Source organism: Halorubrum distributum JCM 10118 (assembly GCF_000337335.1).
Lineage (GTDB): Archaea > Halobacteriota > Halobacteria > Halobacteriales > Haloferacaceae > Halorubrum > Halorubrum distributum.
Genome location: NZ_AOJN01000058.1, coordinates 1 through 21,896, shown reverse-complemented (window position 1 = coordinate 21,896; position 21,896 = coordinate 1). Strand labels below are relative to the sequence as shown.

The following is a 21,896-nucleotide window of genomic DNA, read 5'->3' as shown; positions in this document are numbered from 1 at the left end:
ATACCCGAGCGTGAGGGCGCGTAGCTCAGCGGACAGAGCACTTGGTTCCGGACCAAGATGCCGCGGGTTCAAATCCCGTCGCGCCCGTGTTCTCGCGCCGCTTCGCTCGCTCGAACACGGGCGCGACTGGCTCCACGCTCGCTCCCTTCGGTCGCTCGCGTGGATCCCGTCGCGCCGGTCGAATATACTCCTGCCCGACCCATCAACACTCAAGAAACGCCCAAGAGGCCGACTGTAGTCATCAGCGAGCAAATCTCGATACGGCTTCCTCTCCCGGTTCATTGATTTGATATCTCATACTAAAAATATATTTGTCCGGTGTTTGATATTCAGGTATGTATCGGTTCACGCCGGACGAAATCGATCGCGAGCGGGCCCATCACCAAGCGGTCATTCAGGGGGCCGACGACCTCGACGCGAAGCGGATCGGCAACCTCGGCGAGCTCGCGTTCGAGCAGTTCTGTCGCGAGTACCTCCCCGTCGAGATGTGGGAGTGGGAAAACGAGGAAGCAATCCGGCGGTGTAACTCCGAGAGCTTCTCTGGGCATGACTTCGAGGTGTTCGGCTACACGGTCGACGTGAAGTCATCGCGGGACGTCTCGGCTTTCCTTCCCGAGTCGCTCGTTGAACGGGACCCCGATGACGACATCGTAGTAATGGTCTGGCATCGGGACAACGAGGACAGTCTAATGCTACTCGGGTGGGAGCGACTCGAGACGCTGAAATCGAAGGTCGAAACAGAAAAGGCGTTCTCGGGCGAGTCCCCGGAAAAACTCGACCACCTCGCGGCTCGCCCGATGAACGAACTGATCGACCTCGGGCCCAACACCGCTCACATGAACCAGAAGCCGGAGAATCCGTTCTCACCAGGGGATCGGGTGGTGAAGGCTGGCGACTCGGAGCCGTCGGTGGGGATCGTCGTCGAGGTACTACCGCCGGAGCAGAACACCGGCGCGTTCGGACACGAAATGGACGGGGAAGCGGTGCGGGTCGCGTTCCCGAGTTCGCTCGATGAGGGACCAGGTGCGTGGCGCGATTACCACCCCGCGATCCTCGCGTCGTACTGTGACGACCAGGACGTCAAGCTCTGGACGTACAAACACGAGAACCTCGCATTCGCAGACAACCCGTATGTCCCAGGAGATCAGGTGGTCAAGACCAGCCACAGCGATCCGGACACGGCAGTTGTAATCGAGAGTCCGGACGGGAGTAGTGAGGTGACAGTTGCGTTCTTTACTGACTTCGAAGAAGTTGACGTACTTCCCATGGGACTAGCGGACTACTGTGAGGATAACGACATAAAGTGCTACACGTACGAACACCCGGAAATTGAGTTCTCCGTAGGAGAGAACTGAGCCCGCCGACGTCGGCGACAGCCAGACTGCTATCTCTTCCTACTGTGAGGTCGTCTTCTCGTAGTTTTCCTGAAATTCCGTAAACCACGAACCAATAAGACCTATGTCGAGATCTTCAATAACTTCACCGTCGCTGCTCACTCGTCCGATTTTCTCTTCACGCACCCACCCACAGACTGCTGGGCGTTCCGAAACTGTCTCTCTGAATTCAGCCTGCCGCACTAATCGCCTCGGTTCATCGCTTGTCTCACGGAGCATCTCAATCAGTTCACGGAGAAGAGGGTTCCCTGGCGCGAAGTGGTGTATCGATGGGAATTCGTCGGCACAGTCTGACGAAAACGTCACAGCAACCGAATCTTTGCTCGGGGCAATGAACTGAGCGAACGTCTGCTCGCCGTCTGGCTCCGGTAATTCCATACCGTCCCAATTGAGACGGTAGGTCGTTTCTTCGTGTTCGAACTCGCCCTCATATTCGCTGTTTGTAATGTCGATATCAAGCTCAGTAACCGGAGTGAAAGTCACCCCTGTGTCAGCAAGCGTCTCATTCTCGACGAGAACAGCTTCCAGGCTTGATTTTTGATACGGTGCTGGATATCGATAATCCTCTTCTCGTGCTTCCCCGATGTCTGGATGGCTGTACGACTGCCACGCGTCGAGTCTCGCCTCGTCGATAACATCCTGCGCGACCAATGGCTCCACCGTCTCAAGAGACTCACCTACATCCACGCGGTCGCTCTGCTCTTGGTTCTCTATCTGTTCGGAAAACTCACGGTCAGCTTCTGCGACTGCCTCGTGGCTCTCATCTCTATCCTTTTCCAGAGTCGCTGTTCGAATCTGTTTGCTCACTCCAGAGAGAACAGGCTGCATTTCACCAACGACGTTCTCGAAGAGGTCGATCCGGTCGTCAAGACGCTCGTAAATGTCTGTCTCGACAGTGTCCTTGTAGCTGTAATTGAGGATTTCGACCTCATCGTATCGCTGTCCAATGCGGTCAATGCGTCCAATGCGCTGCTCAACACGCATCGGATTCCACGGAAGATCGTAGTTGATGAGGGCCCCACACTCCTGAAGATTGAGGCCTTCACTGGCTGAGTCTGTGCAGACGAGAATGTCCACTTGGCCTTCGTCAGTAGCGAACTCGCGTTTGACTCGCTCTTTCCCGACCGTTCTCCACGACTCTTCATCCGCGTCGTACATCTCTCCTCCACGGCCAGAGTAGGTAGCGACGGTTTCACCGTGTATCGAGACGAGACTGTTGCGAATGAAATCCATCGTGTCCGTATACTGGGTGAAGATGATGACTCGGTTGTGGCCCTCGCGATCAAGTTCACCGAGGTCGTCAATCAGCTGATCGACTTTCGGATCCCGATCGATCTGCCGCAGGTCACTGACGAAGGATTCGAGCTCCTCGATCTCCTGTTCGAGCAGGTCCATCCCTGCCTCCGTGACGTTCGGAATTATCTCGGTGAGGTCTATCTCCTCAAATCCACCGTCAATGTCGTCCAAGCTATCGAAGTCCGTGAGGTCTTGTTGCGACAAGGAGTCCAGTAACACTTGACCGGTGTTCGAATCTGAGCCAAACGTCGGTCCTCTTGCTTGTTTCGCAGCCTGCTGTTTCCGTTCCAGAACCGCTTGTTGTGTGCGGAGCTTTTCGAGGCGGTGCTGGAGGCTCTGTGAAATCGCGTAGATGCTGCTAGTCAGTCGCTGCCGATACGTCGTCATCACGAACCCGATAGCCCGATTTTCGACCTCGTCGGACTGCTGCGCGAGTTTGTAGAACTTCCGTGTGTAGTCGTCGATCCGGTCGTACACGCGGCGCGTCTCGTCGGTCAGTTCAATCTGGCGCTGTTCGGGGTCCCGGTTCGGGACTGTCTCGTCGAGGAGCCCGACCTGTTCGTACTTCCGGAGCGTGTCCCGTGTGTTCCGGTGGATAAGCGCGTCGACAGGCGTGGATTCGGCGAGAACGTCCTGAACGACCCTCCAACCGGATTCGGAGAGGTCATCGAGGGCGTTCAACCGGTCGTTCCGCCCATAGGTGAGCCATTCGTCGTCCGCTTTCCACTCCGGATACAGGAGGTATTTGAGCTTCTCGTCTTCTTTCGCCTCGAACGGGTCGATGTTGTGCTCATCGAGAGCCGTCTCGAAGAGCTCGATGTATCCGTCGAAGTGTTCACCGTACCCTGCGGCAAGCGTACATGCCTTTAGCACGCGTTCCTTCGCGATAGAACGGGCCTGACTCCCATCTGCTTTGATTTCGAGTACTCCCGCCATTTCATCGAAGATGTCGTCGGAGAGGGTTCGTTCGGCGGGCAGTCGGTCTTGATATCGGGTCTCGTCAAGCGTCGCTTGCGCTGACCAGGAGGAGGTGTCCGATTCAGATCCATCCGTATCGACGACCGTACGGATCGCCTGAGAGAGCGCCTGTCGAGTTTCGAAGAAGTCGACGAAACGGTCCTCGTTGTCCCACTGCTCTGGGAGGTCGAGGAGTGCCATCAGATCGTAGAGCTCGCCGGCATGCAGTTGCATCGGCGTCGCTGTGAGGAAGTAGTAGCACTGCGTGTGGTCTCGGAGCCGGTCGAGCATACCGTAGAAACTGCTGCCCTTCCGAGCGTTGTGGGCCTCGTCGACGATAACGGCATCCCAGACGCCTTCACGATGATTCGGGTTCCGTCCGCGTCCACTCGCAGGGACACTATCTCGGGTTCGGACTCGGCCGCTGTCCCGAGGCGCGACTTGATCCCAACGGTCCTGGAGTCGCGCCGTGTGCCACGACATGATGACAATCGTCGGCGTCTGAGACACGGAATCAGATGTCGCGGTCGAAGACTGCTGATTAATGAACCGCCATATCGGACTCTCGACCCACGCGCGTTCTCGCTCCTCATCAGAAATGTTCAGTTCCGACAGAGACGGCGGCGCGCGTTCCCGCCCGAAGGCGTCGATGAAGGCGTACTCGTTGCTGCTGCCACGTTCGAACCGGTAGGCGTTGATATTGAACTTCTCCCATAGCTCTTCCTGCCACTGCTGTCTAAGGCTTGCCGGGACGAGGAGGAGACCGGTTTCGAGTTCGTCCGTGAGCCCAAGCCGGGAGAGGGTGAGGCCAGCTTCGATGGTCTTCCCGAGACCGACCTCGTCACAGAGGAGGAAGCTGTTCGGGTAGGTGTTCACGAGCGTGTCGGAGACGACGCGCTGGTGAGGCCACGGAGTGATCGTACAGGCCTCTTCGGCGAGTGCCAGACCACCGGGCGTGAGTGGACCGTCGGCGATGATGTTCGCTTTGTCCAGTTCGGTTATCGGTGCCTCTCCTCTCGCGATCTGAATCGCTTCCTTGATCTCGGATTCCGAATCGGGATCCTTCCAATCGATCAACTTTCTCTCGATGGCTTCCGGCAGGTCATACACCTCGACGAAGGGGTGCTCGTTCGACCAGAGCTGTTCGAACGTATCGACGTCGGCGTCGACGTAGGCGTCCTCGCCATCTTCCCACGACCGATGGACTTTGAAGCGCTCGTAGTTCCGTTTCCAGCCGCCGATGGTCTCGTTGACACTCCCTTCGAAGGAGAGTGCGTTATCATCGTTATCATGGAAGATGCCCATCTTCGGGTGGAATATCTGCCAGCTCCCTTCTCGAGGGACGGCGACCTTGATGTGGAGTCGATCCTCCCGGAGAAGCCGGGCGAGCAGTTGAAGATGGGCATCGAGCTGTTCGTCGTCAAGCTCTTCGAGGGAATCCCGAAGTTCGTCGCTGAGTCGTTCGAGGACCGGTTTGTCGGATTTGTACAGGTCGGTCCCGACGACGAGTCGCATCTCGCCGCCGTGTTCGAGGAGGGCATCGATGCCTTGGGAAGCAACAGCGAGGGCGGTACTGGAAAAGTACCCGGCAATACGGTCGTACTGGACGCTCCGTTCAAGCGCCGGGACGTAGAACTCGTCGACAAGATAGGTGCTTTCAGCACTGGGCCGGCTTTCGTAAATTGGGGACCAAGAAAAGTTTTGAAGACCGTCCATTCGTCTGCTAATCCATTATTTTGGGTACATCTTACAACTATCGCTGGTACAAAACCGAACTCGGATAACCGGGAATAATTTGAACTTCCCTAATCTATTTATAATTTTAAGTATGACACAAGATATGGCAGATATGTCGTTATTTGTTGTGGCTGATTGGGTGCCCATACTTGTATTTTCGATATTAATAGTATTGACACTAATCTATGAAAATATTTATACTAGTAACTATTTTACTGTGAAATTACTGGCCTTCGTTGGTGTACTATATCTCATATCTGTAGTGATTTTCGCATTTGCTGTCTCTGTTGTAACAAGAGAGCAAGTCACATTCTACGTTGGATCAGCAACACTCTCAAAAATGAAGGCTGGCTTCATTATCGGGTACACAGTTCGTGTAATTAGTCTTGTAGCATCCACGATTTTTAAGGACCGCAGCGACTCTCCGCCACCAAAGATCGAACTTATCCCAATTAGAGCAGCAGGAACTATGACTGAAATCGGAGTTATTTTCGGATTCATAGTCGCAGTTATCTTCGCACCCGAGACAATAGCTCAACTCACGCCGGCTGCTGAGCTTGATTCCGGGAATATCCGGGAAGCGATATTACCAAGTCTGTCTGCGCTACTCGCGTTTCAGTTTGTTATTGTCGCAGAACGACTACTTCAGGCTATTGAGTACGGATATCGGAACCAAAAACTAACTAAGCTACGTTAGAACTCTTCGAGACTCTGCTGTGACGTGTCTTCGCGATCGTCCGCGAAGATGTTTGGGCCGAAGTCGAGGTCAAGTACGTCACTCGTCCGGCCGACAGCCAGATCGCGAGCGAGTTCCCAGTCCTCGTGGTTCTTCGGCAGCACCTGAAGCAGCGCCTTCAGCGTGGCCTTGAACTGGCTGTCCGCGTCGTAGTTCCGTTCCCGGAGCCACTCGATGGTCACCGTTTCGCCCTTCTTATCGTAGACGTGCATCGCGGCGTGAACTGCGTCCAGCGAGCGCGGGAACGAGAGGTCGTCCGGGTCTATCGGCAGCCGGCTCGACCGGTCCTCGGGCTTCTCGTTGATGTTCTGGACGCGGCCCTCGTGCCCGCGGAGGCTGATGTCGCCACGACTCTTGCGCCAGGTCTTCGTCGAGCGCTTGATCTCGTCGATGTCGACGCCGATGCCGAGGCCGAGCTGGCGGCCGTCGTCGTAGGAGAACGTCTCGGACTCGTGGACGAGCCAGCAGAGGACGTACCACTCGGTGACGTCGTCGAGGGTGTCGACGTCCATCCCCTCCAGGTACTCGTCGACGAGGATTTGGGTCACGGCCTCGCGTGCCGTTTCGAGGGCCTTCCGTGGGGGGACCTCCTCGTCCTCGTCGTCGACGACGGGGTAGGCGTCGGCGAAGACCCGGAGCGTCGGGCCGAACGCCGAAATGATGACGTCGGTCTTCGTCAGGGAGATTCCGGAATCGAGGAGGTCCCGGGCGGCCTCCTTCGCGGCCGCTCGCGTGTCGGCCTCGACGTCGCTCCAGAGGGTCGGGATCGCGTTCTCGGGATCGCTCTCTTGGTGGGGTTTGCGGCCCGTAAGGAGAAGGGTTGTGTCTGCTGAGGCACTGCTGCGCATGCCAGCACGTTGCGGCATCTCACTGGTTATCGGGTGTGTAGAAGTTATTGTGAACCCCGAGTTGATGAGGGACATTGTAAGCGTATCCCATGCATCTGTTTCCTTGTGAGTAAACATAACAGTCATCACACCGCCTGGTTCGATTATTCTAGACAATTCTGAGAAGATATCATCCATCTTTTCCTCATAAAATTCCCGGGCTAACTGTTTCTTAGATACCTCCCCTGCAACGTCCTCAAATCGACTGGAATTTGCGACAGCCTCATTTGCTTTATCTGTGGTTTCTGGACCAAACAACTCCGGAAATGTGTCTTTTAGATATTCTTTCATCCATGCGTAATAAACATCAGACAATTCTGCATACATTACACTGCTGTAGTAGGGAGGATCGATTATCGCAGCTTGGAGGCTATCATCTTCATATGGTAAGCTGGCCGCATCTTGATTAGTAACTGAAGCTGGTTCAGCATCTTCCGGAAGATAATCGACAATATCTGCATAAGATTCTGAGACGCGGTCCAGTTGGGATAGGAAGGATAGACCGCCAGTGGTGAGATTATTATCTGGATATATTCTTTTGAACGCGTAATTTTTATCCTTTGACAACGGATTCGGGAATCCTTGAATTGTATCCCAACCAGATAGCCGAGAATTGTAGTCAACTAATTTGCCCGCAGTTAGAGTGATTAGTGATAGGATAGCTTCTGCCTCCTCCTCATCGTGCTTCTCGTAGATTTCCGGCCTAAAGTGGTTGACTGCGTCAAGGAATTCGTAGTGCGACACCAACTGCCGATCTGTAAACATATCCCGCCACTGTTCTAATCCCCATCCGAGGGGTTCACTCGTCTTCTGGCCCTCCGGAATATCTGCTGACAGTAGGGATGAAAGTTCAAAACTAGACGAGATTTTGTTGGTTGCTGCTTCCATCGCAGCGTAGTCATCTTTATTCGGAGCGCGGAAACCAAAGCTCCCATCACTATCGTGGGTTCGAACACAGTATATTTCGTCCCGATAGTCGCCATCAGCGATACACTGTTTAATCTCGTCAGCTTCAGATACCACACCGCAATTCAGGCACTCAGCATTGCCTCCTCGTGAGACGGGGCCATCTGTTGGATCAAAGCCACCAAGCTCCTCGTCAGTGGGGTTAATCCAACAGGAGAACTCAAGTGAGCCATCTTCTGAGAAAGACGGATGAACTATTACGGTTTCTGCTCCTGTGCGCGTCCGTACTCGCCATTTAGGAACAAGAGGAATTTGTCGGCCGCAGGAAGAGCAAGTGATACTATATGTACAAACATAATTATCGGGCTGATCCCGGCCATTTCCACTTGGGAAGTATTGTGACAGATTGTCCTTGGCTCTTTCATTTATCTTGTTTGCCCAGTTTTCCAGTTCTGGAGTAATGTCTCCGACCGTGGGTGCGTAATATAGAATCGTCTTAAGAATGAGGCTTGGGACAGAATTCAGCTCATTAGCGGAAGTCGGGAGCCGGTATCTCACTGATTCGTAGGGAATTACACCTCCACCGGCGGTCGGGTCAATAACTGAGGGGATTTCGCCATCCCAATACGATCTCAGTGTGTCATGAAACTCTTCTAACCTTTCAGTAGAGGGAGAAAGTTTGAACGGCCGAGGATACCCATAGTGGTCACTTAATGTACCTGAACGGTCATCTTCTGTCGCTTTTTTTCCCTCTATATACTTGTCGAGAGGCTCATCTACTCCTTCCTTTGGCCCGAATTGCATCAATTCGAGTAGTTCGTCCGTTTCAGTATCTTTCGGTAGGACCGAAGCCAGAGTTGCTAATCTTGCGACGGGTGTTGGTCGACGCGCAAACCATCGGTGTAGATATCGATGTGGCGGCATATTGGTGGGGTGGGCTTCCCGTAGATTCTCAATCCCAACAGCTTTCAGTGGAAGCTTCCCCTCGATAGCGAGCGGCTTCAAGTCGTCGTTGTGGTCTGTCATAGGTGGTCAGTCAGCAGTGTTCGCAGGGCTTTCTCGCCGTTCGGACTGGACGGGGACCGGCACTTCGCGTGCCAGTAGTAGCACTCCTCGTCGCCCATGTGAGCGACGCCGCGACAGAGGGCACGCATCCTGTCGACGCGCTGGAGCGGCTTGATGCCGCGGAACGCGAGTGCCAGCCGGACGCCGACAGTCTCTGGGAGGAAGAGGTCACCCGCGCCGCTGGTGGTCACGGCTGACGAGTCGAGTTCCGCGCCGTCGACGGTCTCCTCGATGAGCGGAGAGAGCGCTCGGAAGCGCCCGCCGTCGATACGCGCGACCTTCACCGTAGTCCACCCGTCCCAGTCCCAGCGCGTCGCCTCCTCGGTCGTGGAGTCCTCGAAGACCGCTTCGAAGGATTCGACGCTGAGCGAGCGCCCGCGGCGTTCGAGCCGGACGCGACGCGCGGCCGCCTGATCCTCGGGAAGGAGTTCGTACAGCGTCACCTCGCCGCCGTTCGAGCCCTCGCGGCGCACCATCGCGAACGTCGGCCGTCCGCCGTAGACGCTGCTCCCGAACGAGGACACGGGAGCGTCCTCGGTCGGCGTCCCGGCGCGTGGCGAATCGAATTCGGTAGTCATTGAGTGGCCTCGGGGGGTACTTCGACCGGTCCTCTGGCTTGAACCTTCACGTCGATGTTGGTCTGGCCGAGCCCCGCCTGTAACTCTGCGAGCACGTCGTCCTCGTCGTCGGTTATGGCTTCGGGTTCGTCGAGATCGACGCGGAACTTCAGCGTGACGTTGATCGACTCGCCGAACGGGTCGGGCTGGTTTGTCACACGGGAGAAGTCGTCGAGTCCGCCTTGGTAGCTCGCGCTGTAGCTCGTCCCGGTCGATGTCTTCACATCGTAGCTCATCCGGACCGAGACGGCGTCCGCACGGTCGGTGAACGCGTCGCGTTGAGCGATGAACGACCCCTTCGAGAGCCGGTCCTCGCCCATCACCTCGACGGTGACCTGCGAGACGCCCGGCGTTCCGTCCGAAGGCGCCTTCGAGAGCGCGTGGGTTCGGACCTCGTTGAACGCGCGAGAGGCGGCCATCTGACTGGTTGCCGTGTCCCAGCCCGACGGTCGCGCGCAGTTGGGGCAGATTCCCTGCGCGTTGAGCTTGCTCTCGTCGTATTTCCTGTTACACTCCTCACAGCGAACCTTCCCCGTGTCCTGATGTTTCTCGCAGTACGTCGGCCCGTCGCCGGAGGGCTCAACCATCGTCGGACAACCGTCTTCGGCGCACTGGACTTCCTCCGCCTCGGGCGGCCGAATCGAGTCGTGGTGAACGTCGAGGAGGGACTCGATACCCGTGTAAACCACGTACTCGTTCCCGATCTTCACGTCGGTGTCCCTGATCGATGTCCGAACGTCCGGCGACTCCGCGAGGGGGCTTCGCTTCCGCCAGTTCTCGGGATGATCATCGGCGTCGGCGTCCCAGTACACGGTTTCGGACTCCGCGTCCCAGTAGGTGTACCCCCCGTCGTCGACCATCTTCGCGACGGTCTTCCGAAGCGGCTTCGTGCTCAGCAGATAGGGAAGCCCCGGCTTCTTCGCGAACTGCTCGACGAGCTGCTGGGTCGTCATCGAGTCCTGGGTCTGCTGCCAGAGCTTCTGCTTGAAGAACGCGATACCCTTGGGTCCGGCGTCAGCCCGAATCAGCCGGTCGTCGAGCGTCTCTTCGACAGCGTTGACGAGCGACGTCCCGCCGTTGGCCTCGGTCGCGTTGATGGTAATGTGCGTGAGGCCGTCGCGGTCGACATAGTAGAGGTGGCGGTACACCCCGCGGACCAGCTCACCGAGCAGGCCGTACTTCGTCTTCTGACGCTCCTTCAGCTCTTCAATCTGGTCCGGAGAGAGGTCGGCAGTCTGTTGGCTGTCGTCGAGTAGCGCCTCGATGGCCTCCAAGTGGCGGGCTTCGTCGACCGCACTCTTCACACGCTCGTCGTCGGGTGCGAGGAACAGGACATAGTTTTTGTAGACTCGACTCTGGGCATCGCCACCCTGTTTTGACGCCGACTTCTGGTAAAGCGACTGGACCTTCTCCGGGACTGCCTGCGGGTTCGAATCGTCGTTGAGCAGCGCTTCGGTGACCGGAGCCGTATCCATGTGCATGATCGCGAGCTGAGGCGTCGATGCTTTGTCCGGGAGGTCGGCCGGCGACTCCGGATGCGACACCGGCTCGAACGCTCCGGTCCCGGTCTCGCTGTCGAGTCGGGCCTCAAACCGCGAGCGAGCCTGCGCATCCGGGGTGTTGTCGACGCGTTGGTCGATGATGCGAATGAGGTTCGGATCGGACTTGAACCGAACACGCTCTTCGTCATAGAGGTAGTAACAGGCGACGCTCATGTCGTCACCGGCGAGCGCGTCCAGTGCCGAGTCGTAGTTGTCGAAGCGAATGTCGGGATGACCGAGCGCCGCGTTCATTTCCGCTCGTGTGAGTCCGGTTGCCTGTTCGCCATACGCCAGACTATGCCAGAGAACGGTTGTCGTCAGGTGGCTTCCGAGCGGTGGAATCCCTTTCTCCGTCCACTTGCGGTCCTCGAGTTGTGCGTGCGCGTTCTCATCCTCGCTGTAGATGTCAGCAGTGACCGCAGAGCTGAGATCGACGAACTCGAACAGCGTCTCTCGGAGGGTCCCATCGATGCTGCCGCCCGGAGCATCGTCCGCCGGCGTCAGATCGTACAGCCGGATCCAGTGTCGGTCGTAGTTGGCCGGCTGGTGGTTCCAAAGGTAGAATACGGCCCGAGCGAGGAGCTTCAGTGCGCCACGGGTGCGCTGGAACTTCGGGATCGTGTCGATCTTCTCGGTGAGGGTATCGATGATCGTCGGATGGAACGGGTACTCTCGTTCAAGTCGGTCGACGAAGCTCGCGTCAGTAGCTTCCTGTGGGAACTGGCGGTCTCCGCCGGTGTAGAACTGAAAGTATGACTCTGCGACAGACTGAGCTTGATCGTGATCTATTTCCTCGAAAAGCCTGTGCTGGAGGACTTGGCCGACCTCCGTCTCAGAGGTAGGGGTGACCGTCTTGTGCTGCCGACGGCCGATCTGGTTGAGTTCGTCGACGAGCGTCCGGATCTCGTCCGCCTCCTCTTCGAAGGCCGTGTCAGCGATACTGTACACGACGGTAACGTCGTCCGTCTCCGACGCCGTCTCAAGGAGTGAAAGAACGAAGCTCAGCGTCTGGCTCGCTAGCGTTGCATTTCCGACTTCGACGGCGGATGCTGCTTCGAGATACGCCGCAATTTCGTCGATGAGGACTAGCGACGCCCCGTCGCCGATCTCGAACAGCCCTTTCAGCGTATTTCCGCCCGGAGCGTTTCGGTCTTGATCGTACTCCTTGATGTACTCGTACCCCTCCAACCCGTAGAGCTGATAAGCGATCTCCCCCCACATAGTCCGGGTGTTCGGGGCGTCCGGATCCGTGCGGTCACTACGTGCGTTTCGGCCGTCGACGTGCCCGCCGACGAAGACCGCAGTGTCGACATCAAGATCACCAGAAACGGTGGCATCGTGATAGGACGACGCGAGGTCCTCATCACCGTCGTTGAGATGATCTTCGAGATTATCTATATCACCAGGATGGGTCGCAAGGTGATACGAAGCGATCAAGTCATGTGTCTTACCGCCCCCGAACCGTGTGTCCAGACAGAGGATGCTGTTCGAATATCCTCCGCTGTCGTGTCCACTGCTAGCAAGAAATCTCCCAGTGAGGTTACTGAGGAGTGTTTGTAACCCGTCTGTCGGGTAGGTCATATCGAAGAAGAGGCCCGCATCACGATAGACCGGAGGGGCTTCGGCCGAGGAATGTGCGACTGTGGCTAGACTAGCCGCAAATTGATCTTCTTGGAGCGTTCCATCGAGAACGTCATCACGCGGTGTGCAACTGTCGAACAGCGTTGGAAATTCTGCGTTACTCATTCTGATCTCCGCCGTTTTCGATCTTGTTGGTTTCGGGGCAGTGAGGAAGCCGTCCTGTTGTCCCCCACTGGTTGCCTATGATAGATCCGCCGACTTCGCGAGTTCGGAATTCTTCCATCTCCGGTGTGCGTGTATAGCTTATCAAACTCTGGAGCGGATAACTTTGGCCGTCCGGGGCTTCCCGCGCTTTTCGTGATTCGCTTCCGAATCATCCGGATGGTTCTATCACCTTCGCGAGATATTATAACTGTTACCGAGTCTATCAAAGTAAAGGAAATTCACTCCCAGCTTGCTGGACAATTACTTGTCTGTAACACCACTATGCTCTCGAAGAACAGTTGCGACATCCCCGAGGCGCTCCGATTCCTTCGGGAGGTTCTCGAGCGCCGTATCAAGATCGACTGCTAGCGAGTACTGATTTTCGTCGCCACGACCCCGTCCCTGTCGCTTGTTGAGCACGTTCGTATCGGCGAGATCGTTGAGCCGGTCACGGAATCGCCGGTTCGAGAGCACGTTCACATCCACGTACTCACAGAAGGTCTTGTACTGGGTGTAGATTGGCGTCGTTGTCACGGGCGTGTCGCCATGTATCCCGTGATACGTGACCGCCATGAGCGCGAGCATTCGCTGGTTCGGGAGCGTCTGAATCCCCGACTCAATGGCTTTCGTCTCCAGGAAGTCCCGTGCCTCGCGCACGTGTTCTTCTGTGACGGTCGTCTCGCCCCTATCGTCGGCGAATCTGGTCGCACGGAACAGCAGGCGGATCGCCTCGCGAGCGTCTCCCGTATCTTGTGCGCCTAACGCCGCAGCAAGCGGGATCGTGTCGTCGCTCAGAATCTCGCTTCGGAGATGCTGGTAGTCCTCGATACTGTCCTCGAAATACGTGTCACGGAGGGCACCGGCGGCACGTCGTGCGAGGATGTTGCGGAGCTGATCGGCGTCATAGGGCTCGAAGCGGACCTCGTCTTCACCGAGGCTCGACCGGACGTCGGCGTCGAGATTCTCGCGGAACTGGAGGTCGTTCGTAATTCCAATGAGGGAGAGACGGACGCCGTCCGGATTCGACCGCGGGAGTTCATAGAGGATGTAGTCGTCGTCGCCGATGGCATCAATCTCGTCGAGGACGACGATGACTGTCCCGCCGACCTTCTCCAGATTCTCGATCACCATGTTGAGGAGGGTCTTCCGCTGGTGACCGCTCGGGAGCTCCTCACCGGGGCCAAATCGCTTCTCACGGAGTCGCTTGACGAGATGTGTCAGGACGTGATAGGACCCGTCCATGCCCTTACAACGGATGTGAACCACGGTGAGGTCCATCTCAGAATCATCGGCGTACTCCTGAAGTTGGTCGGTCTTGAGACGGATTCCGACGGTCTTCCCCTGTCCGGACTGCCCGTACACGATCAGGTTGAGCGGCGTTGAGCCCATCGTCGCTGGACGGAGGGCGGAGTGGATCTGATCGAGTTCCACCTCGCGCTCCGGCAGCGACTCGGGCTGATACGTCTGCTCGTTGGGGTTGAGGACGTCCATGTCCTCGAAGATCGTATCCTCGTCGCCGAACGCCTTCATACGCTCCACTTTTCAGGTGACATAAATAAAACCCCCGTGTCCTACATGTCTTCCTGTCTAAAAAACGGGTGTGCGTCCTGAAAGCTGTGGTCGGTTCTCTTTCGGCTCTACTGTGCTTTGGGTGGCAAAGGGGGACAGAGGGGGGTGCGTCCAGCAAACTACTGAGATACTCGACTGTAGTTCCAGTGTCCTCATAACGAGCCACGATCCCAGAACCGCTCTGTACCCGATACGACACTCGTATTCATCGTCTCAGGACCGCGCAACCCTGGGAGGGGGGTGCGTCCGGCAACGGACCGCAGCGAATGACGCTTCAAGAAAAGTTGGCCCACAACGTTTTATCAAAACTCCCGGAGACGCATGTCTATGGAGCAAAACGTCTCGCAAATCCACGAACACGACCTCCGCTCGGTGTGGGAGAACGAAGAGAGGGATTTCACGCAATGGTTGACAGAGAATATCGACCTTCTCGCGTCCGAGTTGGGGATAGAGATCGAGGACGCACGAGCCGAGGAAGCCGTCGGCGACTTCTCGGCCGACATCGTCGCACGAGAGATGAACACGGGCGAGACCGTCGTCATCGAGAATCAATACAACCGGACGGACCACGACCACTTGGGGAAACTTCTGACGTACTCGTCGGGAAAGAACGCCGGGTTCACGATGTGGCTCGCCGAGGAGTTCCGGCCGGAACACCGAAGCGTCCTCGAATGGTTGAACGAAACCGGGCCGAAAGGCGCGAAGTTCTTCGCGATCAAACCCCGCGTCGTGAGTATTGAGGGATCCGAGGAGCGTGGGTTCGAGTTCGAAGTCGTCGTTGAGCCGAATGAATGGGAACGCGAGGTGAGTACTGAGTCTCTTTCCGACTCCGAGCATAGCTACCGTCAGTTCTTCGCTGAGATGGTTGAGGCGTACTCGCAGCGACGTCCAAACTGGTACAAACTCAAACCTGGGCCTCGGAACTATCTGACGTTCAGTGCCGGTATCTCAGGCGTCCGATTCGGCTGGGTGTTCCACCAGGGGCCGGAGTTCTCCGTCGAGCTCTACATCTCCACGTCGGATAAGGAGCGCAACGAGGAGATATTCGAGGCGCTGAAACGCGACCGAACGGAGATTGAGAGCAATTTAGGCGTCGAGTTAGCGTGGGAACGTTTGCCTGAGAAACAAGCATCCCGGATCAAACAGCCTGAAGATATTGATCGGACCATCACCGATCTCACCGCAGACCAGCGAAATCACTTGGTCGAATGGGGGGTGGATGCGATGGACGAATTCCAGGAGGAGTTCGAACCACGTCTTTCCGCTCTCGGCTCCAACTGATCGCTGCTTCTACCGGTGTAACGAACTCGCTGTGTAGGTGCCTTCCATCCTCCCTGTCTTGTCGGACGCACCCCCCTCCCCCACTATCTAGTTTGAACTACAGCTCCGCTGAGATTCCCTACTGAGACTCGTTTCAGGAGTATACGGTATACACAGCGCAAAATTTGAAAGATATCGCCCTAATAACTCATCTACAAATTATTTCATGACAGCGGCCCCAGCGTGTCACATGGAGTTTATTCGGTCTGACTCGAAGGACGTTCGACTCCGTGTTCATCTCCGTGCCGGCAGTATGGATGGTGATGACGTGGTTGCCTACGAGGATGTAGATGAACTCCCCGACGACGCAGCGACTCGAATACCACAGATTCTCGATGATCATCCTCTCGAACGGTATCCAGTGGGAGCATATATTGGAACATTATCCCCACCAGGGCTCGAATCGAGACAGATCCGCGACCCAGATGAGATTCTCTCAGAGCCATATCCAAGAGATCTTGAATTAGCTGAGTTTCCACCTGAAGAAGACCAACTGTACAAGTGGTAGAACGCAGAGTTTTGTCCATTGCGCCCTATCTGTGGAGCCAACTATCACACACACTTCTGCCGACAGTGGGTGAGCGTGCTCGCGGGTCGCAGCAAACCTGTGGGATGAGTAGCTCAACCTACCTGCGACCAATCTGAGCCACCCAGAACGTGACAACCACGATTTATATTGGCCAGCCCACCACCGTACCAGCATGGAAACCCGCACGGTCCATCTCGACTCCCTGTTGACGGACGGGTTGTTCGATATCCCGAGCTACCAGCGCAGCTACTCGTGGACCGAGCCCCAGCTCACGGATCTGTTTGAGGACCTTCTGTACCTCCCAGAGGAGAAGTCGCACTTCTTCGGGAACATCATCCTCCGCAAGCAGGACACCCAGTTCGAGACGGACCGTCGCCGTCGGTTCGACAAGTACGACGTCGTGGACGGCCAACAACGCCTGACATCGGCGATTATCTTCCTGTACGCCGCGTCAAAGTTCGACGACACGATCGCGGCGACACTCGACGAGGATAACCTCCTCTTCCCCGTCGATGAACGACCGCGATTGCTGCCACAGGATCAGGACTCCGAGTACTTCCGTGACGGACTCCTCGGCTCCGCATCCATCGACCCGGAAACGCCGTCACAGACGCGGCTCAAGGCTGCCGCGGACTTCTTTACAGAACAGTTTGAGGCGCTCGATGACCCTGAAGCCGTCGCCGATCTCGCAGAGACACTCCGGTACGACTGTCGGATCAACGTCGTCGAGATCGATGACGGCTCCGAGGCGGCCTCGATCTTCGAGAGTCTCAACGACCGCGGCCGACCGCTGTCGACACTCGACAAAACGAAGAGTTTCCTGATGTACATGGACGACCGCTCCAGCAATCAGGGTGCGCTCGAAACCAAGATCAAACAACGGTTCGGAAGCATCTACCGGGACCTGTTCGTGTTCAACACCGGCCATGAACGGGTGAATGACTTCGACGAGGACAGCTTCCTCCGGTTCCATTGGGGCATCTACGACGGCTATGATTCTGATGAGTATTTCAACGGATTCGAGACGCTGAAAGACCGGCTCCGCGAGCAGTTCCGCGCCGGTGAACTCGATGCTGTCCAGTCAGAAATCGACGCGTACGTCCAGGACCTCCGTGAGGCCGCGACGGCGTTCTCGGCAATCCTCCAGCCGGACGTGCCGGATTCCGTTGAACCCTCTCTCACGCGACTCTTAGAGCTCGGCCGACTGGCGAACGTGCTCCCCGTCCTGATGGCGTCGTATCTGAACTTTGCCGACGATGATCCTGAGGGATTCGCAGCCGTCGTCGACGCGTGTGAAACGCTCGTGTTTCGGCTGTACGCAATTGACTCACGGCGTTCGGACACGGGCCGGGGGCGACTCGTTCGCCTCGCTCACGACGTTCACACGACACCCTCGATCGATCCCGAGACCGTCGTCGAACGACTCGACGCGATCACGCAGCGATACACGGACGACGACCGGTTCGAGCGCCAACTCCGCGATCCGGACTTCTACCAGAGCACGTCGAGTCGAGACACGAAGTACCTACTCTATCACTACGGACAACAGGTCGAATCTGAGGCCGGCGAGGAGGTCATGACGAGTCCCGGGCATATTCTATCGACCGAGTTCCAAGTCGAGCACATCCTTGCTCGGAAGCTCCCCGCCGATGCGATCCCTGAGAGTCTCGTCGGCGAGTTCGACGAACACATCCACCGCCTCGGGAACCTCACACTCGCCAGCCGGTACTGGAACAGCTCGTACGGTAATCTACCGTTCGCCGAAAAGAAACACGCCAGCGGCGGCCGCGAGAAGGAGTACGCCTCCTCGTCGTTGCGCGTCCAGCGAGAACTCGCCGCGTTCGACACGTTCGGGAAGTCGGCCATCGATGAGCGGACCGACACGCTCGTCGGATTCGCACTCGACCACTGGTCGATCGATCCGGCGGCTCCCGAGCCGGAGTCAACGGAGGTCCCCGCTGAGTTCACCGGGTGGTTCCCGTCCGACTTCTTCGACCGCCTCACCAGCAAACAGGAGGCGATGTTTCGGGTTCTCTACGCCGCCGAGGAGCCCTTGCTCACCGACGACCTGATTCAACGGATGGAAGATGAGTACGGTGAGACGGTTGGGGGCAGTAGCGGTCTGTCAGGTATTCTCGCGGGACTGACGTCGAAACACTCTAAGGAGTTCCGCCACTCGATCATGTCTACATCGTGGGTAGGCGATCAGTTCGAATGGGTCCTCGCGCTTGACTCTGCGCAACGAGAGCAGTTCGAAGCAGAGATGGATCTGAATTAATCTCGCTCTCCGTTCGAGGGCTGTCGAACACACACTGTAGGGGCTCGCAGAGCCGGCTCATCCCAACTGCTACCGTTTGACCTGAACCTCTCTGTATAGCACCGTCACAACCCAGGTGGAGGGAGCATTCTCCTGTATCGATGTCCCACTCGACCGTTACATCGTGTTTCTTCCAGGTAACGACCTGTAGCTCCACCCCGGCAACATCAGTCGCGATGAGTTCCACGTCTCGAGGCGGTGTGGGATGGCCGTTGATGTCGTAGACCGTCACCGCCAACGGATCCGTTACGAATTGATTGTGCCGAAGGCCGCTACTGGTCACCACGGAGTGGGCCAACCCAGATATCCTGATAGTTCTGCTGATACGGAGGGCTCGATCGATCTTGGATATTCGCCCAAGCTACTGCGTGTTCGGAACGAATTGTTCGATCCAACTCGTCACCGTTTGTGTTGCCCACGTTGTGACTCCCAGGAAGTAGACCGGCTCCTCGATTAGCGCCGCGAGACTCTCCGTAAACGACGTGTCACTGCTAATCATAGAGCTCGATAGTGAGCGCGTGAGCGCCGTCGCACGTCCGTCACCAGAACCCTCGGTGTCGAGGTCATCTTTGTGGAGAAATCTGACTGGGTCGCCGCCTCGGCCGACTGGCGCCGCATCGTAGCCGTTCGTCCCGAGCCACTCGGCGGCAGTACTCGGGGTGGTGTCGGACGAAACGTGTTCAACAGACCAGTTGCGAGTTTAGCCGCGACGCTCTCGTACAGAGCTCGAGCCACATACGGCGGTGAACCAGGCTGGTTATTCACTTCCCGGGCCGCTCGAATCGCTGAGCGCAGTAACACTTGGTGGCGTAATATTAATGTCTATAGGACATATAGAAGTAAATGATTATGTCCAAAAAACATTTCTACTCGTCCGGAGCGAGTATTGAGTACGGGACAGCGTCCGGGCTCTTCCCCGTCGATGAGTTGGATGCGACCGTCCTCCAGCATCGGGATGCACATCTCGCACTCGACGCGGTCGATGGCGATGCGGTGATCGTCGTTTCTCCCACGAGTCTTGCGACCGGCTACGCACTTGGGGGCCACCCAGTGACGGCGATCCGTGTCGACAGTCTGTCTGCCGAGATCAAGGCCACGCTTGATGCCGCGATCGACGACCACATCGAGAGCTTCGACCTCATTCAGATCGGCACGTGGCACCACAGCAGTCCCAACCACTCGCTTGCTGAGTTCACCGACGCCTAGGTCTACGAGAGATCAACCCCTCCACGATACCCCACTATACCCGATCCACTCGCCGACGAATACCCGGAAGCAGCCCCGTTCATCGCCAAACCCGTCGACGACCACAGCGAGGAGTGGGTCTTGGAGAACTACTACACTGAGCTCTATCCGCTCAGCCAAGTTATGTCGATGCCCGAGAAGGAGGAACTCCCGTTCTTCAACCCCGAGACCGACGAGACACTGTCGAAAGACGAGCGGGTCGAAATGTACGAGGCGTGGGTTGAGTACCGAGAGAACCTACGGACTGGGACGAAGCCAGACAAATAATATCCACGGCGAGATGAAGATCAGTGTCGGCCACTCGGCCACGGAGTCCAATTTACCCGACGATCGTGAGAGGTACGCGGCGCCCACTGTGGACGACACCATCTCGGCAACTCGCCGGCACTCCATGCTAAGCAAAAGCCTTGCCGCAGGTGGCAGCGCTCACTACCCAACTCCGGAGATCGAGGATTGGGTTGAATATTGAGTCGTTACTGACCGGAGCTCAGACTCAGTCGCATCCCGGCGAGGCCAGCAAGGAGCAGTACCCATCCGACCGCACCCAGTGGAGTAGTTGGGAACGTTGGGCCCGAAACGCTCAGATCTGCCGCGAGCACGACCCCAATGAGGCTCAGTGTGAGTCCCACCCCCATCAATTTCAGATCCATCCCGGTTAGGCAATCGTGACGGTGGAAGGTGAATATTGATGTGACATTACTCAGGAACTGTGATACTTCTCGCGAGGGTATGACTGTGCCGTCGACACCGCTGTCCTCCACCTCACCGACTACGACCTCGCGACGGCCGACGGACGCGGGATCGACGACTATGGGGACGACACCGCCGACGCGCTCGAGTTGATCGTCGAGGCCGACGCGTAGTCGTCGCCACGCCCGTCTACCGAGGGTCGTACTCGGAGGCGCTGAAGAACCTCCTCGACATGGTGCCCCGCGGGGAGTGGCAGGGAGACGTCGCGCCCTTCGAGGACGCAGCGGTTGGGCTCGCGATGCCCCTTCGGGGGACATGAACCGTACGTCTTCCACATCTCGTCCGGACAGCCCACTGAGGACAACGAGTACGAGTGCGCGAACGCGGTTGCTGATGCGGGCGACGCGGTTGCTTTCTTCCACAGTGAAACAGGATACCGCTCACAGATCGGGGCACCGAGCCTGACTGACGAGGAGCTGGGCGTGGGCGACGTAAATCTTGAGAGTGAACCGCAGCAGCCAGATCTCTCGGGCAACGTGCGGCTACGAGTCGACCGAAGCCTCGACTTCGTCAGCGATCGCTTGGAGATCGGCCTTCCGGAACGTGGCGTCGTCGGCCGCCTCGAGCGACGCTGCGATGTCGACGTGCGCCCGGATGAGCCGACGCATCTCCGGTGTTGATGGCCGCTCCCCCTCGTCGAGATCCACGCCGAGGGCTTCACAAATTGCTTGGAGCTCTTCTTTCGTGAACGATGCCTTGACCTCTCGTTCGAAGCGGCCTGTCGCTACTCGAATCGCGTTTTGAAGTTCCTGGACAGTCGGACTCATGACTGTTCACTCGCTGCTTGTTCACCTCAACGTTCCTACTCAGATGGTCCCGAGTCACAAACGCTTCAACAGTGATCGCGTAAGTGAACTGCGGTTCCGCAGGTGTCCTACCAACCACAACGACGTAGCCTGAAGCCCATTATTATGAACAGTTCACGCGAGCCAGGATCTGCTCAATACAACCGCTACCGGCTCTGTTGAAATCCGCAAGTGGTGATATGTTCTCGGTGCTCTGCTGAATAGAGGGCCCGAGTCGGTCACACCGAAATGTGGAGAAAATATGTTCCTTCTGTCCGTATGTCATTTAGATAGTTCCTATGTCCGAGATTGCCGTTCGGCCCATCGGGTACGTCGAAGACGAGCCTGTCATCCGGCGGATCGGGGAGCGGAACCTCAGTACTTCACAAAGCCGCTTAGTTAGAACGCCTGCTTGCTGAAGGTGTGTCTACGACCCAGCAAGCAGACAGTGAACTCCACG

General features: G+C 57.1%; 14 protein-coding genes and 1 tRNA gene. 9 read left to right on the top strand and 6 right to left on the bottom strand.

All coding sequences use genetic code 11. The annotated features are described in order from the left end of the window. Positions 1 to 14: 14 nt before the first annotated feature. Both C466_RS13180 and C466_RS13175 read left to right on the top strand, forming a co-directional pair. A tRNA-Arg gene (locus tag C466_RS13180) sits at positions 15 to 87 on the top strand. A gap of 248 nt (positions 88 to 335) precedes the next feature. Next, positions 336 to 1,355: a hypothetical protein gene (locus tag C466_RS13175; RefSeq protein WP_004599386.1), complete on the top strand. Its 1,020-nt coding sequence runs from the start codon at positions 336 to 338 to the stop codon at positions 1,353 to 1,355. Positions 1,356 to 1,394: 39 nt separating this feature from the next. On the opposite strand, the gene C466_RS13170 is transcribed toward C466_RS13175, so the two are convergent. Then, the gene (locus C466_RS13170; protein WP_004599388.1) at positions 1,395 to 5,363 is read right to left on the bottom strand and encodes a helicase-related protein; all 3,969 of its coding nucleotides are present in this window, start codon (positions 5,361 to 5,363) and stop codon (positions 1,395 to 1,397) included. Positions 5,364 to 5,487: 124 nt separating this feature from the next. On the opposite strand from C466_RS13170, the gene C466_RS16640 reads away from it, so the two are divergent. Then, on the top strand, positions 5,488 to 6,081 hold the full coding sequence (locus C466_RS16640) for a hypothetical protein (protein ID WP_152418605.1): 594 nt from the start codon (positions 5,488 to 5,490) through the stop codon (positions 6,079 to 6,081). Here C466_RS16640 and C466_RS17385 read toward each other — a convergent pair. The 4 genes from C466_RS17385 to C466_RS13145 form a co-directional block, all read right to left on the bottom strand. Next, positions 6,078 to 6,968, bottom strand: coding sequence for a hypothetical protein (locus C466_RS17385; protein WP_004599390.1), 891 nt, complete (start codon positions 6,966 to 6,968; stop codon positions 6,078 to 6,080). The genes C466_RS16640 and C466_RS17385 overlap by 4 nt on opposite strands. Before the next feature lie 1,967 nt (positions 6,969 to 8,935). Further along, positions 8,936 to 9,556: a DUF7680 family protein gene (locus C466_RS13160; protein ID WP_004599840.1), complete on the bottom strand. Its 621-nt coding sequence runs from the start codon at positions 9,554 to 9,556 to the stop codon at positions 8,936 to 8,938. After that, positions 9,553 to 12,882, bottom strand: a complete 3,330-nt coding sequence (locus C466_RS13155) for an ATP-binding protein (RefSeq protein ID WP_080506006.1) — start codon at positions 12,880 to 12,882, stop codon at positions 9,553 to 9,555. The genes C466_RS13160 and C466_RS13155 overlap by 4 nt, the downstream gene beginning before the upstream one ends. Positions 12,883 to 13,182: 300 nt before the next feature. After that, positions 13,183 to 14,451, bottom strand: coding sequence for a Cdc6/Cdc18 family protein (locus C466_RS13145; RefSeq protein ID WP_004599397.1), 1,269 nt, complete (start codon positions 14,449 to 14,451; stop codon positions 13,183 to 13,185). 366 nt (positions 14,452 to 14,817) lie between these two features. Here C466_RS13145 and C466_RS13140 point away from each other — a divergent pair, with 366 nt between their 5' ends. The 6 genes from C466_RS13140 (at position 14,818) to C466_RS17520 (ending at position 20,910) form a co-directional block, all read left to right on the top strand. After that, complete coding sequence (locus C466_RS13140) at positions 14,818 to 15,771, top strand: DUF4268 domain-containing protein (protein ID WP_004599839.1); 954 nt, start codon at positions 14,818 to 14,820, stop codon at positions 15,769 to 15,771. 229 nt (positions 15,772 to 16,000) lie between these two features. Beyond that, complete coding sequence (locus C466_RS16635; protein ID WP_152418606.1) at positions 16,001 to 16,318, top strand: hypothetical protein; 318 nt, start codon at positions 16,001 to 16,003, stop codon at positions 16,316 to 16,318. A 193-nt stretch (positions 16,319 to 16,511) separates the two neighbouring features. Continuing rightward, entirely contained in the window at positions 16,512 to 18,617 is a 2,106-nt protein-coding gene (locus C466_RS13130; RefSeq protein WP_004599401.1) for a DUF262 domain-containing protein, read from the top strand. 882 nt (positions 18,618 to 19,499) lie between these two features. After that, a complete protein-coding gene (locus C466_RS13125) occupies positions 19,500 to 19,862 on the top strand; it encodes a hypothetical protein (RefSeq protein ID WP_004599403.1) in 363 nt (120 codons plus the stop codon). Positions 19,863 to 19,898: 36 nt separating this feature from the next. Next, positions 19,899 to 20,168, top strand: a complete 270-nt coding sequence (locus C466_RS13120) for a hypothetical protein (RefSeq protein ID WP_004599405.1) — start codon at positions 19,899 to 19,901, stop codon at positions 20,166 to 20,168. A gap of 466 nt (positions 20,169 to 20,634) precedes the next feature. After that, the gene (locus C466_RS17520; protein ID WP_321163800.1) at positions 20,635 to 20,910 is read left to right on the top strand and encodes an NADPH-dependent FMN reductase; all 276 of its coding nucleotides are present in this window, start codon (positions 20,635 to 20,637) and stop codon (positions 20,908 to 20,910) included. Positions 20,911 to 21,133: 223 nt separating this feature from the next. Here C466_RS17520 and C466_RS13115 read toward each other — a convergent pair whose 3' ends face one another. Further along, a complete protein-coding gene (locus C466_RS13115; protein ID WP_049908441.1) occupies positions 21,134 to 21,418 on the bottom strand; it encodes a hypothetical protein in 285 nt (94 codons plus the stop codon). Positions 21,419 to 21,896: the final 478 nt, after the last annotated feature.

Excerpts from the sequence above, each read along its gene's own strand:
- C466_RS13175 (WP_004599386.1), top strand. The coding sequence starts at position 336 with ATGTATCGGTTCACGCCGGACGAAATCGATCGCGAGCGGGCCCATCAC.
- C466_RS13170 (WP_004599388.1), bottom strand. The coding sequence starts at position 5,363 with ATGGACGGTCTTCAAAACTTTTCTTGGTCCCCAATTTACGAAAGCCGG.
- C466_RS16640 (WP_152418605.1), top strand. The coding sequence starts at position 5,488 with ATGGCAGATATGTCGTTATTTGTTGTGGCTGATTGGGTGCCCATACTT.
- C466_RS17385 (WP_004599390.1), bottom strand. The coding sequence starts at position 6,968 with ATGCGCAGCAGTGCCTCAGCAGACACAACCCTTCTCCTTACGGGCCGC.
- C466_RS13160 (WP_004599840.1), bottom strand. The coding sequence starts at position 9,556 with ATGACTACCGAATTCGATTCGCCACGCGCCGGGACGCCGACCGAGGAC.
- C466_RS13155 (WP_080506006.1), bottom strand. The coding sequence starts at position 12,882 with ATGAGTAACGCAGAATTTCCAACGCTGTTCGACAGTTGCACACCGCGT.
- C466_RS13145 (WP_004599397.1), bottom strand. The coding sequence starts at position 14,451 with ATGAAGGCGTTCGGCGACGAGGATACGATCTTCGAGGACATGGACGTC.
- C466_RS13140 (WP_004599839.1), top strand. The coding sequence starts at position 14,818 with ATGGAGCAAAACGTCTCGCAAATCCACGAACACGACCTCCGCTCGGTG.
- C466_RS16635 (WP_152418606.1), top strand. The coding sequence starts at position 16,001 with ATGGAGTTTATTCGGTCTGACTCGAAGGACGTTCGACTCCGTGTTCAT.
- C466_RS13130 (WP_004599401.1), top strand. The coding sequence starts at position 16,512 with ATGGAAACCCGCACGGTCCATCTCGACTCCCTGTTGACGGACGGGTTG.
- C466_RS13125 (WP_004599403.1), top strand. The coding sequence starts at position 19,500 with ATGATTATGTCCAAAAAACATTTCTACTCGTCCGGAGCGAGTATTGAG.
- C466_RS13115 (WP_049908441.1), bottom strand. The coding sequence starts at position 21,418 with ATGAGTCCGACTGTCCAGGAACTTCAAAACGCGATTCGAGTAGCGACA.